At 63.3% G+C, this 15,725-nt stretch carries 11 protein-coding genes; 8 read left to right on the forward strand and 3 right to left on the reverse strand.

Features of this window, described 5'->3' with window-relative positions; all coding sequences use genetic code 11:
• Positions 1 to 10 precede the first annotated feature (10 nt).
• The gene (gene bioB / locus ACODSO_RS19590; protein ID WP_068381257.1) at positions 11 to 1,024 is read right to left on the reverse strand and encodes a biotin synthase BioB; all 1,014 of its coding nucleotides are present in this window, start codon (positions 1,022 to 1,024) and stop codon (positions 11 to 13) included.
• 140 nt (positions 1,025 to 1,164) lie between these two features.
• On the opposite strand from bioB, the gene ACODSO_RS19595 reads away from it, so the two are divergent.
• Positions 1,165 to 1,752 carry a TetR/AcrR family transcriptional regulator C-terminal domain-containing protein gene (locus ACODSO_RS19595; RefSeq protein WP_489038455.1) on the forward strand — a complete coding sequence of 196 codons (588 nt, stop codon included), beginning with the start codon at positions 1,165 to 1,167 and terminating at the stop codon, positions 1,750 to 1,752.
• Here the strand turns inward: ACODSO_RS19595 and secA2 are convergent.
• Complete coding sequence (gene secA2 / locus ACODSO_RS19600; protein ID WP_489038442.1) at positions 1,749 to 4,049, reverse strand: accessory Sec system translocase SecA2; 2,301 nt, start codon at positions 4,047 to 4,049, stop codon at positions 1,749 to 1,751. The two genes, ACODSO_RS19595 and secA2, sit on opposite strands and share 4 nt — an antisense overlap.
• A gap of 137 nt (positions 4,050 to 4,186) precedes the next feature.
• Between secA2 and msrB the strand changes: the two genes are divergently transcribed.
• Both msrB and msrA read left to right on the forward strand, forming a co-directional pair.
• Positions 4,187 to 4,675 carry a peptide-methionine (R)-S-oxide reductase MsrB gene (msrB, locus tag ACODSO_RS19605; protein WP_489038443.1) on the forward strand — a complete coding sequence of 163 codons (489 nt, stop codon included), beginning with the start codon at positions 4,187 to 4,189 and terminating at the stop codon, positions 4,673 to 4,675.
• Positions 4,672 to 5,190, forward strand: coding sequence for a peptide-methionine (S)-S-oxide reductase MsrA (gene msrA, locus ACODSO_RS19610; protein ID WP_489038444.1), 519 nt, complete (start codon positions 4,672 to 4,674; stop codon positions 5,188 to 5,190). The genes msrB and msrA overlap by 4 nt, the downstream gene beginning before the upstream one ends.
• A 78-nt stretch (positions 5,191 to 5,268) precedes the next feature.
• Here msrA and ACODSO_RS19615 read toward each other — a convergent pair whose 3' ends face one another.
• Positions 5,269 to 6,432 (reverse strand): MFS transporter, encoded by a 1,164-nt coding sequence (locus ACODSO_RS19615; protein WP_489038445.1) that lies wholly within the window; start codon positions 6,430 to 6,432, stop codon positions 5,269 to 5,271.
• Positions 6,433 to 6,576: 144 nt separating this feature from the next.
• On the opposite strand from ACODSO_RS19615, the gene ACODSO_RS19620 reads away from it, so the two are divergent.
• The 5 genes from ACODSO_RS19620 to treZ all read left to right on the forward strand — a co-directional run bounded on the left by ACODSO_RS19620 (position 6,577) and on the right by treZ (position 15,665).
• Positions 6,577 to 7,029 carry a MarR family winged helix-turn-helix transcriptional regulator gene (locus ACODSO_RS19620; RefSeq protein WP_068381275.1) on the forward strand — a complete coding sequence of 151 codons (453 nt, stop codon included), beginning with the start codon at positions 6,577 to 6,579 and terminating at the stop codon, positions 7,027 to 7,029.
• Between the two features lie 93 nt (positions 7,030 to 7,122).
• Positions 7,123 to 9,234, forward strand: a complete 2,112-nt coding sequence (locus ACODSO_RS19625; protein ID WP_489038446.1) for an acyltransferase family protein — start codon at positions 7,123 to 7,125, stop codon at positions 9,232 to 9,234.
• A gap of 34 nt (positions 9,235 to 9,268) precedes the next feature.
• Positions 9,269 to 11,539, forward strand: a complete 2,271-nt coding sequence (gene glgX / locus ACODSO_RS19630; protein WP_489038447.1) for a glycogen debranching protein GlgX — start codon at positions 9,269 to 9,271, stop codon at positions 11,537 to 11,539.
• 5 nt (positions 11,540 to 11,544) lie between these two features.
• Positions 11,545 to 13,932: a malto-oligosyltrehalose synthase gene (gene treY / locus ACODSO_RS19635; RefSeq protein ID WP_489038448.1), complete on the forward strand. Its 2,388-nt coding sequence runs from the start codon at positions 11,545 to 11,547 to the stop codon at positions 13,930 to 13,932.
• Entirely contained in the window at positions 13,929 to 15,665 is a 1,737-nt protein-coding gene (treZ, locus tag ACODSO_RS19640; RefSeq protein ID WP_489038449.1) for a malto-oligosyltrehalose trehalohydrolase, read from the forward strand. Before treY ends, treZ begins: the two co-directional genes overlap by 4 nt.
• The last annotated feature ends 60 nt before the right edge of the window (positions 15,666 to 15,725 follow it).

A 15,725-nucleotide genomic window follows, 5' to 3' on the forward strand; every position in this document is an offset into this window, starting at 1 on the left:
GCCGTCCACCTTAGATGGTCGAATTCAGGGCCTTGATCGGCATCCGCAGGGAGTCGAGCAGGTCGAGATCCTGCTCCGCGGGCCTGCCGAGCGTCGTCAGGTAGTTACCGACGATGACGGCGTTGATGCCGCCGAGAATCCCCTGTTGCGCCCCGAGGTCACCGAGGGTGATTTCTCGTCCACCGGCAAACCGGAGGATCGTCCGAGGCAAGGCCAATCGGAAAGCAGCGACAGCCCGAAGCGCGTCCGAGGCGGGCAACACATCCAGGTCGCCGAACGGCGTTCCGGGACGTGGATTGAGGAAGTTCAACGGGACCTCATCGGGTTCCAGACGTGCCAGATCGGCCGTGAACTCAGCGCGTTGCTCGAGCGTCTCGCCCATCCCGAGAATTCCGCCGCAGCACACCTCCATGCCCGCATCGCGCACCATAGCAAGTGTCTCCCACCGTTCCTCCCATGTGTGCGTGGTGACCACGTTGGGAAAGTACGAACGGGACGTTTCGAGATTGTGGTTGTAGCGATGCACACCCATCGACACGAGCTGGTCGACCTGTTCCTGTGTCAGCATGCCGAGCGAGCAGGCGATGTCGATCTCGACCTCGTTGCGGATCGCCTCGATGCCAGCAGCGACCTGGGCGAGCAGTCGGGCGTCGGGCCCACGCACCGCCGCCACGATGCAGAACTCGGTCGCACCCGACTTGGCAGTCTGCTTGGCAGCCTCGACCAGGCTCGGAATATCCAGCCGTGCTGCACGCACGGGCGACTCGAACAGTCCGGACTGCGAGCAGAAGTGGCAGTCCTCCGGGCAGCCGCCGGTCTTGAGGCTGATGATGCCCTCGACCTCGACTTCGGGACCACACCATGCCAACCGAGCCTCGTGTGCCACCGCCAGCAGTTCTTCGAGTCGCTCGTCGGGCAGTCGGAGCACAGTCAACACCTGTTGTTCGTCGAGTCCGACGCCGCCCTCCACCACCTGAGATCTGGCGATGTCGAGAATGTCGGTTCGTACGGATCCCTGCGTCACGGACTGCTCCTGGGGTCGAGTAGGCGATACATGAAAAGACTGACTTGAACACTGTTCAACTTGAACGCCGTTCACGTTAGGCTGAGCGTCGGTTAGTGTCAAAGCCAGGACCGGTCACCACCACGACCAAGGAGTGCGGAGTGCAGCTGCGGCGAGCAGACGTCTTGGAGGGCGCAATTTCCATCCTCGACGAGTACGGGCTCGGCGATTTGACGATGCGCCGCGTTGCGACCTCGCTGCATGTGCAGCCAGGCGCTTTGTACTGGCATTTCAAGGACAAACAGACACTGCTCGGTGCCATCGCGGACTCACTGCTGGCTGACGTCGACGCCCCGACGGAGCAGGAGAACTGGGACGGTCAGTTGCGCGAGCTCGCACACCGCCTTCGCGACCGCCTACTCTCGCACCGCGACGGCGCCGAACTCGTCGCCGCAACCTATGCCTCACGGATGGTCACGAACCGGATCCGAGAACGGATCGCCGCCGTCGGTATCCGTGCGGGACTGTCCCGGGACGAATCCGAACTGACCGCCGACACGCTGCTTTACTACATCCTCGGCCATACTGTCGACGAGCAAGCCCGAATGCAGATGGACTCCGTGGGCGCACTAGCCGACGGCACATCACCACTGTTCGAAAAGCCGGATCCTACAAGTCGATTCGACTTCGGACTGGCATTGTTGGTCGACGGGGTCCGCTCACGGCTCGGCGACCGCGCCCGCGCCTAACCGCCGAAGACAGGCCCGAGTCCCGCACTGTTGGCAGTGTTCCCGGCAAACGGATTGTCGTGCACCATGTATGTCCACGTCGATGTCGGACGCGCCAACCCGGCGTCGTCCAGGTCGATTCCCTCGGCAGTGATCTCGGCGGTCTCGAAGGTCGACGTCGCCAACTCGACGGCCTTCTCCGACACCGTCTTGAACGCATCGACAGCAATGCGGTGATACTCGTCGAGCGGATTCTCTCGACCGAGCGCGCGCAAGTGAATACTCTCGCGCACATCGGCGAGATGAGCGAGGTAGTCCGACCAGGATCGGTCCAAGTGGAACAGCACGATTCGGCGCGCAACCACGACCAGTGTCTCCTCCGGCACTGTCTTGCGCAGTTCGGCGACACGGTCGGGCGCCGCCGACGACAACAGCTCGAGCGCTTCGCCGGAGAACAACAACGCCGCACGACGCTTGTCGAGGATGTCGCGGTGCTGCGCAGTCAGCTGGTTGTATCGCCATGTGCGCGAATGCACTTCGAGCATGACACCTTCTGCGATGCGCTGCGCGTGATCCATCTTTCCCGCAACGCCACTGGCCGTGATCAGGCCCGAATCGTCGTGATTCTTCGGCTGCTCCTTCGGCGCCAGATTCGCGGTGACGACCTCGTCCTCCCAACTGGAGAAGAACACCGATCTGCCGGGGTCACCCTGCCGCCCGGCCCGTCCGCGCAGTTGATTGTCCAGACGCTCGGTCGTGTGGCGTCCGACGCCGACGACGAGGAGGCCGCCCAACTTCGCGACCTCGTCCTTCGCTGCGCCCTCCCCTGTCGGTCCGCCGAGTTTTATGTCGGTTCCGCGACCGGCGATCTGAGTGGACACGGTAACCGATCCGCGCACGCCTGCGCGGGCGATCACCGCTGCTTCCTCTGCATCGTTCTTGGCATTGAGCACGACGGCCGAGATTCCGGCCTCCTCGAGGAGCTTCGCCATTTCTTCCGATTCGGCTACGTCGTGCGTCCCGATCAGAATCGGTTGACCGGTCTCGTGTGCGTCCGCCACATAGCGGACGACGGCTGCGTTCCTGTTGGCGGCCGTGTCGTAGACGCGGTCCTCCTCGTCGACGCGGATGTTGGGCTGATTCGGCGGAACAAGCGACACCCCGAGTCCGTAGAACTTCTTGAGCTGCTCCCCTGCCGCCAGTGCGGTTCCGGTCATTCCGCACACTGTCGCGTATCGGCCGATCAACGCTTGCACGGTGATCGTGTCGAGGATTTCACCGGTCTCGGTCGGATCGAGACCTTCTTTCGTCTCCACTGCAGCCTGCAACCCGTCAGGCCACCTCTGCAGTTCGGCGACACGCCCCCGGGATGCGTTGACCAGTTGGACACGTCCGTCACGAACGATGTAGTGCACGTCGCGCTGAAGTAGGACCTGAGCATGAAGGGCGACGTTGACCGCGACGAGCGTGGTTGCGACGTGGCCCTCGGAGTACAGATCGATGCCGCCGAGCTCGACCTCCAATCGTTCGGCGCCCGCATCCGTCAGGAACACGTTGCGGCCCTCTGCGTCGGTGTCGAAGTGTGTTCCCCGATCGAGCGATCGGACTACGTCGAACACCTTGTCGGTGGGCACGTCCATCGATACCGATCCGGCAAGAACCAACGGCACGAGGGCCTCGTCCACGAGAACCGAATCGGCTTCGTCGATCAATGCGACGTCGGGAATCGGAGTGACGAGTTCGGCGGCATCGTCGACGAGATGATCGCGCAATACGTCGAAGCCGATCTCGTTGACGGAGGCGTAGGTGACATCGCATCGGTAGGCAGCCCGGCGTTCGGATGCTGTGGAGCCCTCCGCGACCGAACCGACGGTCAGACCGAGCAAGGTATAGAACGGTCCCATCCACTCGGCGTCACGACGAGCAAGAAAGTCGTTGATCGAGATGACGTGCACCGAACGACCGGACAACACATAGCCGACGGCAGCCAATGCCCCGGCAAGGGTCTTGCCCTCACCGGTCGCCATCTCGACGACATCACCCTCACGCATCCGGACGGCGGCGAGAAGCTGAACATCGAACGGCTTCATGTCGAGAGAACGCGCCGCAGCCTCGCGGACGAGCGCGAGGTAGCGGGGTACGTCGAGGGCGTCGGAACCTTCGACCCGCAAGTCAGCGGCTGCGGCGGCCATGTCGGCGTCGGACAATGCGCCGGCCCAGTCGGCGTGACCGCCGGCTCGATCGACGCTGGTGCGTGAGCGCGTCTGACCCTTCTGAGCCGAACGCCCGAGTATGCGCCAGAACCGATCAGAAGCCACCGTTGTCCACCAATCCACTGCTGTGAAGTCACTGCTACGAGTACCGCCCCAGTCAGACTACTGAAGCGGAATATCGACGGGTGATCGTTGTTGAGCCATGCGGGGCCGAAATGCCCTCATTCAGCAGAAAGGACACGATGACACGTTCCTATGGCAAGGATTCCGCATCTGTCGACAAGTTGACGCCCGAGCAGTACCGCGTCACTCAGAAGAACGGCACCGAACGCGCCTTCGACAACGAATACTGGGACAACCACGAACCAGGCATCTATGTCGACGTGGTGACAGGTGAGCCGTTGTTCTCGTCCGTCGACAAGTTCGAGAGCCACTCGGGGTGGCCGAGTTTCACCAAACCGGTGATTGCGACGAGTGTCGTCGAGAAGCGGGACTTCAGCCACCTCATGGTGCGCACCGAGGTCCGCTCGGCCGCAGGCGATTCACACCTGGGACATTTGTTCAAGGACGGTCCGAAGGACCAGGGCGGCCTCCGCTACTGCATGAACTCGGCTGCATTGAGGTTCGTGCCGGTGGATCGCCTCGAAGCCGAGGGTTACGGTGAATACAGGGCACAGTTCGGCGACGAATCCGACAGCACCGGAAGTTCAGACGAAGGAGCGCAGCAGTGAGCACATCTACCGAGACCGCCATCCTCGCCGGAGGTTGCTTCTGGGGAGCGCAGGAGCTGATCCGTCATCGGCCAGGCGTCGTATCCACTCGCGTGGGCTACTCGGGAGGCGACGTCGACAACGCCACCTACCGAAACCACGGCACTCATGCCGAGGCCGTCGAGATCGTGTTCGATCCGTCCGTGATCTCGTTCCGCGATCTGTTGGAGTTCTTCTTCCAGATCCACGATCCTTCCACCAAGAACCGCCAAGGCAACGACGTCGGGATGAGCTACCGATCGGCGATCTACTACACCAGCGACGAGCAGAAGCGTGTCGCGCTGGACACCATCGCCGACGTCGACGCGTCCGGGCTGTGGCCGGGCAAGGTCGTCACAGAAGTCACTGCGGCCGGGCCGTTCTGGGAAGCCGAACCCGAGCATCAGGACTACCTGCAGAACTACCCGACCGGGTACACATGCCACTTCGTGCGCCCCGGATGGAAGCTACCGCACCGCGAGATCGCGTCCAGCTAGAGCGTTAAGCATCCACTCGACAACGGCCCCCGGAGCTCGCGCTCCGGGGGCCGTTTCTCGTACGTGCGAGCACATCGGTCACACGAGTGCCGGTTGCCGCTCGCGCTGCACTGCGGTCGCAACGACGAGCACCGCGACGGCAGCGACGGTGATGACAGCACCGGCCCAGATCGGTGAGGTGTAGCCGAGTCCTGCGGTGATCGTGACGCCGCCGATCCACGCGCCGAGGGCATTCCCGAGATTGAAAGCGGCGATGTTGGCGCCCGAGGCCATTGTCGGTGCATCCTCGGCGAAGGACATCACACGCATCTGCAGACCTGGCACGGTCGCGAAACCGAAAGCTCCCATGAGGAAAAGGGACGCGATCGTCGCGATCTGACTTTCGGCGGTGAACGCGAAGAACACGAGGATGGCGGTCAGCGCAACCAGCAGGACGAGCAATGTAGCGGTCAGGTTGCGATCGGCGGCCTTGCCGCCGAGGTAGTTACCGATGAACAGGCCTACACCGAACAAGATGAGTAGCCACGGCACCGAGCTGGATGCGAATCCGCTGACATCGGTGAGAGTGAACGCGATGTAGGTGAACGCGCCGAACATTCCGCCGTAGCCCAACACCGTGATCGCGATGGACAGCCACACTTGGAGTCGGCGGAACGCTCCGAGCTCGGAACGGAGATCTCCACGTTCTTCGGCGTCGGACGTTGCGGGAACCAGAGCGACGATGCCGACCAGCGCTACGACACCGATGACGGTGATGGCCCAGAAAGTCGATCGCCAGCCGTACGTCTGACCGAGCAGTGTTCCGAAAGGAACACCCAAAACGTTGGCCGCGGTGAGTCCGGCGAACATCATGGCGATCGCACCCGCTTTCTTCTCCGGCGCCACCAAGGACGCGGCGACGACCGCCCCGATGCCGAAGAAGGCACCGTGGCACAGAGCGGCGACGATCCGACCGAACATCATCGCCTCGTACGTACCCGCGAGCGCGGACACCAGGTTGCCCGCAATGAACAGCCCCATCAGTGCAATCAGGACGTTCTTCCTCGGAAAGCGTGTGACGACTGCGGTGACTCCGACGGCTCCCACGACGACGCTGAGCGCGTAGCCGGTGATCAGCCATCCGGCCACACCTTCCGTGATGCCGAAGTCTGCGGCGACTTCGGGTAGCAATCCCATGATCACGAACTCGGTGAGTCCGATGCCGAACCCTCCGATGGCAAGTGCAAGCAGTCCTAGCGGCATGGTGGCGTAACTCCCTCATTGTTGCGTTCGCATACATCGAGCGCATGCATGTAGTTGCACGCGCGTCATAAATAGTTGCATACGCCTGATATCTGTGCAAGCTGCTAAACTGGCCATCACAGTTCAGAGCTCCAAGGAGGAACAGTGGGAATCGCCGACGATTCGTCCCTTATCCGTGCTCAGGGCTGGCGCACGCTGTCTGCGCTGCACGCTCACATCGAGGCTGACCTCGAACGTGCGCTGCAAGCCGAGCACACTCTCTCGGTCGTCGAATACACGGTTCTCGATGCCCTCCACCGGCAGGACGGGTGGCACATGCGGATGCAGCAACTCGCCCGCGCAACGGCGCTCAGCAGTAGCGCGACCACTCGCCTCGTCAATCGGCTCGAGGATCGCGGAATACTCACCCGAGTCCTGTGCAAGGACGATCGACGCGGGATGTACACCGAGTTGACCGATGAAGGCCGCGAGTTGCTCGAGCGAGCACGTCCGACTCACGACGACGTTCTGGAAAATTCGTTGTCGGCCGCGCAGCAGCTCCCCGAGCTCGCGCCCCTCGTCGACGCCATCCACCGATTGCCTGCATCTGTCGGCTGAGTGAACGCTCGGGGCGCGAGCGCAGTATGGTTTGTCCGAAATACCGCGCATCCGTTTCCGAATACTGCCGACCGCCGGAGCCGTCACCCTCTTATGCCCGCCCCGTACCAACCTGCCGGCGTATCCATAGGCGATGCCCCCGGCGTCGAACAGACTGCTCCCAGACCACCGATACGGGAAGACTTGAACGGGCTGCGAGGCGTGGCCATCGCACTCGTCGTGGTTTTCCACATCTGGATGGGCAGAGTCTCCGGCGGCGTCGACGTGTTCCTTGTCCTGACAGGGTTCTTCTTCACCGCATCGCTGATTCGGACCGCGCAGTCCGGGGGCTCACTGAACTCCTTCACCCGAATCGGACGAGTACTTCGCCGGCTCGGCCCGCCGTTGATAGTCGTTCTCGTCGGAGTAGCAGTCGCGACGGCCTTGTTGTTGCCGAGAACGCGATGGGTCGACATCGCGAATCAACTGATGTCTGCGGTCTTCTTCTACGCCAACTGGGAGCTGGCCTGGACGTCACAGGACTACCTCGCTGCGGACCCCACCGTCAGCCCACTGCAGCACCTGTGGTCGGTCGCCGTCCAGTTTCAGTTCTATCTCGTGGCCGTCGCCGTCGTATTCGGCCTCGCGTGGGTCCTTCGCCGGTCGAGAGGCGCGCACCGAACCAGCCCGCCGCCGCACATCTATCTGGTTCTCTTCGCGGGCGCCTCCCTGGTGTCGTTCGTCTACGCCGCGGACGGCACGTCGCGGCTGCAGTCCTGGAACTACTACGACACCGGTGCACGTCTATGGGAAATCCTTCTGGGAGGTGCGGTCGCTGCGCTGTTCGCAGCGCGCCATCCGCGACCGACTCACGAGCGGATATCCTCCGAGTTCCGGATCGGCAGGAATGTTCTCGCTGGCGTCGGAATCGCCGCTGTTGTCGCCTGCGGATTTCTTCTCGACGGAGTGAACGAGTTCCCAGGCCCGTGGGCCCTGTTCCCGGTGCTAGCCACGATTGCATTGATCGTCGCGGGTCCCGACACCCACGTCGCGCATTTGCTGCGCTCACGGTTCGGCCTGTGGCTGGGTTCGATCGCCTTTCCGCTCTACCTGTGGCATTGGCCGCTGCTGATCTTCACGTTGGCGTACACCGGGAGGTCTACCGCAGACCTAGCGACCGGGGCGGTGATCATTGCAGCATCGGTCCTACTCGCGATGGCCACCGTCCGGCTCGTCGAGCAGCCGCTCCAAGCACCTGGCGGTTCCATTCCGAGAATTGCGATCACAGCGACTGCCGCCGCCCTTGCAGCCGTCCTGGTGTGCGGATCCGCTGGCTGGAACTTCTACATACAACGCTCGGTCGCAGGCCTTCAGGCCAGTGACGAACTCGACCCCTTCACCTATCCCGGCGCACGCGAACTTACCGACGGAATTGCGGCAGCCGATGCGGACGTTATTCCTGCGTTGTTCTCAGCACCGGAGGATCTACCCGTCACGTCCGTCGAAGGGTGCATTGCAGACTTCGAAACCCGCGACGCCATCAGCTGCGAGTACGGCGACCTCAACGCGTCCCGGACGGTTGCTCTCGCCGGCAGTTCCCATGCCGAGCACTGGGTGACCGCGCTCGACCTGCTCGGACGTGACCGAGGCTTTCGAGTCGTCACGTTCTTGAAGATGGGCTGCCCGCTCACGCTGAGCACCATGCCCATGCTCGGCGAAACCGAGTATCCCGACTGCCTCGACTGGACCCAGACGGTCATGGGCGAAATCGAACAACTAGGTCCGGAATATGTGTTCACAACGTCGACACGCCCGCGAGAGGGCGGACAGGGCGACTACACACCCGACTTCTACGTCGACGTCTGGAACGAGCTCACGTCGTATGGCATCCCGATCCTCGCGATGCGGGACACGCCGTGGCTGGTTCGAGACGGGGTCGTGTACCGCGCCATCGACTGCCTCGCCGACGGTGGAAGTGCGATGTCGTGCGGCATGCCGCGACGCGACGCTCTCGATCCGATCAATCCGACACTGGCCTCGTCGTTCCGGCTTCCCACTGTCCGACCGCTGGACCTGACGAGTGCTCTGTGCGACGGACCGATCTGCCCGGCGGTCGTCGGAAACGTACTGGTCTACCGCGACGAACATCACCTCACTGCCACCTACGTACGTACTCTGACCAGAGAGTTAGGCCGCGAAATCTCCGCCGCGACGGGTTGGTGGTGAGCCGGTTCCATCCGCTCACAGTAGGGTTTCATCCATGTCTGTCGAAGCACCCTCCGAACCGCCCGCGATCGAAGTATGGCCGGGTTCGGCATATCCGCTGGGAGCCACCTACGACGGCGCCGGTACGAATTTCGCTCTGTTTTCCGAGGTTGCCGAGGCAGTCGATCTGTGTCTGATCAGCAACGACGGCACCGAAACGCGCATCCGGTTCGAGGAGTCCGACGGCTACGTCTGGCACGCGTACCTGCCATCGGTCATCCCAGGCCAGAAGTACGGATACCGCGTTCACGGACCGTGGGATCCCGCGCAGGGGCATCGCTGTGATCCGAGCAAGCTCCTTCTCGACCCGTACGGCAAGGCGTTCGAGGGCGAGTTCGACGGCGACCGCTCGCTGTTCTCGTACAGCCTCGACACACCCGAGCCCCAGCCCGAGCCCGAACCGGCAACGGACCCGGACGCGAAGCCGTTCGAAGACGAGGCCGATCTGATCGATCCGAACGACGAGATCATCGAACCTGACCCGGTCGCACACGACGAGACGCCGCGAAACGACTTCCCTCAGTACGATTCCCTGGGCCACACGATGACCAGCGTCGTCATCAACCCGTTCTTCGACTGGCAGGCCGACCGTGCACCCCGCCGTCCGTACCACGAGACGGTCATCTACGAGGCTCACGTCAAGGGCATGACCATCGCACATCCGGACGTTCCGGAATCGCTGCGAGGCACCTACGCGGGGCTTGCACACCCGTCGATCATCGAGCACCTGAAGAATCTCGGTATCACCGCGATCGAACTCATGCCGGTGCACCAGTTCATGCAGGATCAAACGCTCATCGACAAGGGCCTGCGCAACTACTGGGGCTACAACACCTTCGGCTTCCTCGCGCCGCACGCCGACTACTCCTCGAACCCGACGGCCGGCGGAGCCGTCACCGAGTTCAAGGCCATGGTGCGCGAGTTCCATGCCGCTGGCATCGAAGTGATCCTCGACGTGGTCTACAACCACACCGCCGAGGGCAATCACATGGGTCCGACCATCAGCTTCCGCGGAATCGACAACGCCGCGTACTACCGACTCGTCGACGGTGACTACGCGCATTACATGGACTACACCGGAACGGGCAACAGCCTCAACGCCCGTCACCCGCACACGCTGCAACTGATCATGGACTCGCTCCGATACTGGGTCACCGAAATGCACGTCGACGGCTTCCGTTTCGACCTCGCGTCCACCCTCGCCCGCGAGTTGCATGACGTCGACCGACTCTCCGCGTTCTTCGACCTGGTGCAGCAGGATCCAGTCGTCAGTCAGGTCAAGCTCATCGCCGAACCGTGGGACATCGGCGAGGGCGGCTACCAGGTCGGCAACTTCCCCGGTCTGTGGACCGAGTGGAACGGCAAGTACCGCGACACCGTGCGCGACTACTGGCGCGGCGAGCCGGCCACCCTCGGCGAGTTCGCGTCGCGCCTCACCGGATCCTCGGACCTGTACGAGGCCACCGGCAGGCGGCCGGGTGCCAGCATCAACTTCGTCATCGCGCACGATGGCTTCACGCTGAACGACCTCGTGTCGTACAACGAGAAGCACAACGACGCGAACGGCGAGAACAACAACGACGGTGAGAGCCACAACCGGTCGTGGAACTGCGGCGTCGAAGGCCCGACCGACGATCCAGAGATCCTCGATCTTCGTGGGCGTCAGATTCGCAACATCATGGCGACGCTCCTGCTGAGTCAGGGCACGCCGATGATCGCACACGGCGACGAACTCGGGCGAACACAGCAGGGCAACAACAACGTCTACTGCCAGGACTCGGAACTGGCATGGATGGACTGGTCACTCGCCGAGACCAACGCCGATCTCATCGAGTTCACCAGGGCAGCTATCGCGCTGCGCAAGAATCACCCGGTGTTCCGTCGTCGACGATTCTTCGAAGGCCTCCCCATCCGCAGCGGTGAACAGGCCCGCGACATAGCGTGGCTCACCCCAGCAGGTGAGGAGATGACCCCGGAGGACTGGGACAGTGGTTTCGGGAAGAGTCTCACCGTCTTCCTCAACGGCGAAGGAATCCCCGAGCCCAACCAGCGTGGTGAACGCGTCGTCGACGACTCGTTCCTGCTGTGCTTCAACGCCCATCACGAAGCCATCGAGTTCCTGACGCCGGACGGTGAATACGCCAACGAATGGACGGTGGCTCTCGACACCGCCGTTCCCACCGGGGCAAGTGAGAATGTCATAGAAGCGGGTACACCAGTCGAAGTGGCCGCCCGGTCGCTACTCGTTCTACGAAAGACGGACTGAAGAATATGCCGATCCCCTCCAGCACATATCGACTACAACTGCGAGGGGACCAGTTCACTCTCGACGACGCCCGAGACATCGTCGATTATCTCGACGACCTCGGCGTCACCCATGCATATCTGTCGCCGATCCTCTCCGCTACCGAGGGGTCGACGCATGGCTACGACGTCGTCGACCCTACGACCATCTCCGCTGCCCTCGGTGGCCGCGAAGCGTTCGAAGCACTGGCTGCAGAACTGCACTCACGCGGTATGGGCGTAATCGTCGACATCGTGCCCAACCATGTGGGCGTCGACGACCCGCGGCAGAACGCGTGGTGGTGGGACGTTCTGGGCAAAGGCCGCTTGTCCGAGTACGCAGATTTCTTCGACATAGACTGGGCGCCCGACAACGGAGCCGACGGCAAGATCGCCCTGCCTGTACTCGGCTCCGACGAGGACTCCAAGGAACTGACGGTCGATCGCTCCGGTGAGAAGCCGCTGTTGGCCTACTACGAGCATCGATTCCCGATCGCGGACGGAACCGATGACGGCGACCCGGAATCGATACACGCTCGCCAGGCCTACCGGCTCGTGAGTTGGAAGGCCGGACTCGTCGGCTATCGACGGTTCTTCTCCGTCAACGGACTCGCCGGTCTGCGCCAGGAGGACTTGGACGTCTTCACCCGCTCGCACAGCCAGGTCGCAAGCTGGATGACCGACGGTCTCGTCGACGGACTTCGAGTCGACCACCCGGACGGGCTGGCGGATCCCGCGACCTATCTCATCGAACTCCGTGAACTCATCGGCCAGGACCGCTGGTTGGTGATCGAGAAGATCCTCGCGCGCGGAGAACCACTGGACGAATCTTTGCCGGTCGACGGCACCACCGGCTACGACGCCCTCGCAGATCTGGGCGGGGTATTCATCGACGCGTCCGGTGCCGATGCTCTGCTGGAGCTGTCGCAGGCGCGCACGGGGACGAGCGACGATGCGTCGTGGCTTCACTCCACCGAGGAAGCTCTCAAGACCTCGGTCGCACGCGGGGACCTCGCACCCGAGGTCAGACGCCTGGCGCGCTGCGTGATCCGCGAATCCGGCACCGACGTCGACCTAGAGCCGATCGTCGATGCGATCGTTGCCGTGGTCGCACGTATGCCGTACTACCGATCCGATTACGCACCGCTCGCAGGAACCATCGGCCGGGTGATCGGAACACTGGCAGAGGAGCAGCCCGACCTGGGCGTAGGTATCGATGCCCTCACGGCAGCCTTGATCTCGGATGGCGAGTCCGCAGTGCGCTTCGAACAGGTCTGCGGAGCCGTCACTGCGAAGGGCGTCGAGGACTGCCTGTTCTACCGCGCTACTAGATTGGTCTCGTTACAGGAGGTCGGCGGCGACCCGGCTGCGTTCGGCGTGAGTCCCGCCGCATTCCACCTCGCGAACGCCGATCGAGCGGTGAGGTGGCCTGCTGCGATGACCACTCTCTCCACCCACGACACCAAGCGAGGCGAGGACGTACGCGCACGCATCGGGGTTCTCTCGCAGACTCCCCAACTGTGGGCGCGATGCATCGCTGACTGGGAGCTGATGACTCCGAGTCCCGACGGGGCAAGCGGACTGTTCCTGTGGCAGAACCTGTTCGGGGTGTGGCCTGCAGACGGCCTCCTCGACGAGGAATTGCGTTCGCGCATCCACGCCTATGCCGAGAAGGCGCTGCGCGAGGCCGGCCTTCGAACAAACTGGAGCGAGCCGGACGAGGCGTTCGAGAAGTCCGTTCACGCGTGGTTGGATTCGATTCTGCAGGGCACGATCGCAGACTCGGTCACGATGCTCGTGGCGCGACTCGACCCACACGGCCGCAGTGATTCGTTGGGACAGAAGCTGTTGCACCTCGTCGGTCCAGGGGTGCCCGACGTCTATCAGGGCACGGAACTGTGGGAGGACTCCCTCGTCGATCCCGACAATCGACGCCCCGTCGACTACACCGTTCGCCGGCAACGCCTCTCGGACACGTCTGTTCCTCTCGTCGACATCACCGGAGCGGCCAAGTTCCGGGTCGTGCGCGCAGCGCTGCGGTTGCGCCGTGACCGACCGGACAGCTTCGTCGGTGGCACGTACGCCCCGGTGAACGCGACCGGATCCGCGTCGACACACGTGATCGGTTTCGCCCGCGGGCCGGTGACGGGCAACCCTGACGTCATCGCCCTCGCCACGCGCCACTCGCTGACTCTGGCCTCGCAGGGTTGGGGATCGACATCGGTGGTACTCCCCGAAGGTCGCTGGCGAGACCGGTTGACCGACACGGTGTACAGCGGTGACATACAGGCGGACACAGTGTTTGCCGCATTGCCGGTAGCACTGCTGGTTCGCGAAGTATCCGAAGGCGACATCTTAGGAGAGCACGACGCATGACGCATCGCTTCGAAGTCTGGGCACCGACGCCGGACACCGTCCGCCTGAACGTCGACGGTTCTCTGCATCCGATGCACCGGGGCGAGAGCGGCTGGTGGTCTGCCGACGTCGATGCCTCCCCCGATGCCCGCTACGGTTTCGTGCTCGACGACGACACCACCGTCCTGCCCGATCCCAGATCGCCGCGGCAGCCGGACGGTGTGCACCAGCCCTCGCAGTTGCACCGTCTCGACGAGTCGGTCTGGACCGACTCGTCGTGGACCGGTCGTCAACTTCAAGGCGGCGTGATCTACGAGCTGCACATCGGAACCTTCACTGCCGAAGGGACTTTCGACGCAGCAATCGATCGGTTGGATCACCTCGTCGACCTCGGGGTGACGTTCGTGGAGGTCATGCCGGTCAACGGCTTCAACGGAACTCACAACTGGGGTTACGACGGGGTGCTCTGGTACACCGTTCACGAGGCATACGGCGGCCCCGACGGTCTGCAGCGGCTCGTCGACGCCTGCCACAGCCGCGGTCTCGGCGTGATCCTCGACGTCGTGTACAACCACCTCGGGCCGTCCGGCAACTACCTCGAGCGGTTCGGTCCGTACATGGCGCAAGGCGCCAACAGCTGGGGTCAGGCGATCAACTACGCCGAGGCCGACTCCGGCGTCGTACGGCGGTACGCAATAGAGAACGCACTGCGGTGGTTCGAAGAATTCCATATCGACGGCCTCCGACTCGATGCCGTACACGCCATCGTCGATCACACTGCGGTGCATCTGCTCGAGGAATTGGCCGTCGACACCCGCAGGTTGGCTGCCCATCTCAGGCGGCCGCTGACGCTGATCGCGGAAAGCGATCTGAACGATCCGAACCTGGTGACGGCACGATCGGGCGGCGGATACGGACTGGACGCGCAGTGGGACGACGACATTCACCATGCAATCCACGCCGCGGTCTCCGGTGAGCGACAAGGCTACTACGGAGATTTCGGGTCACTTCAAGGGCTCGCGAACACGTTGCGGCAGGGCTTTTTTCACGCTGGTACCTACTCCAGTTTCCGTGGCCGCACCCATGGCCGTCCCGTGGACACAAGGCGTATTCCAGCGAGTTCGTTCGTCACGTACACGACGACGCACGATCAAGTCGGCAACCGCGCAATCGGAGATCGCCCCGGGTTCTATCTCTCGCCCGGTCAGCTCGCCGTCAAAGCTGCGTTGGTGTTGGCCTCGCCGTACACGCCGATGCTGTTCATGGGCGAAGAATGGGGAGCATCGACTCCGTTCCAATTCTTCACCTCGCACCCCGAACCCGAGCTCGGCAAGGCCACTGCCGAAGGACGCAAGGCCGAGTTCGCCGAACATGGCTGGGACAAGGCGGACATCCCCGACCCACAGGATCCGGACACGTTCACCCGATCCAAACTCGACTGGTCCGAGCTCGGAACAGCTGATCACGCACGGCTTCTCGATGCCTACCGGGGATTGCTCGCACTGCGCCGCGAGCATGCGGATCTGACCGATCCGTGGTTGGAGCACCTGCGGATCGACTACGACGAGGACGAACGCTGGATCGTGATGTACCGGGGCTCGCTCCGGGTGGTGTGCAACCTGTCCGAGAACGAGGTCACCGTGCCTGTGGGCGGATCGTCGCTGCTCGCATGGGAAGAACCGGCCTCGTCCGAGACCGGTTCTTCGACAAGGATTCCCGGGCATTCGTTCGCGATTCTGTCTGCACGCCGGTAGCCGAAGCGGGGGGGGGGGGGGGGGGGGGGGGGGGGGGGGGGGGGGGGGGGGGGGGGGGGG

The sequence above is a fragment of the Rhodococcus sp. FG69 genome (genome assembly GCF_057808915.1).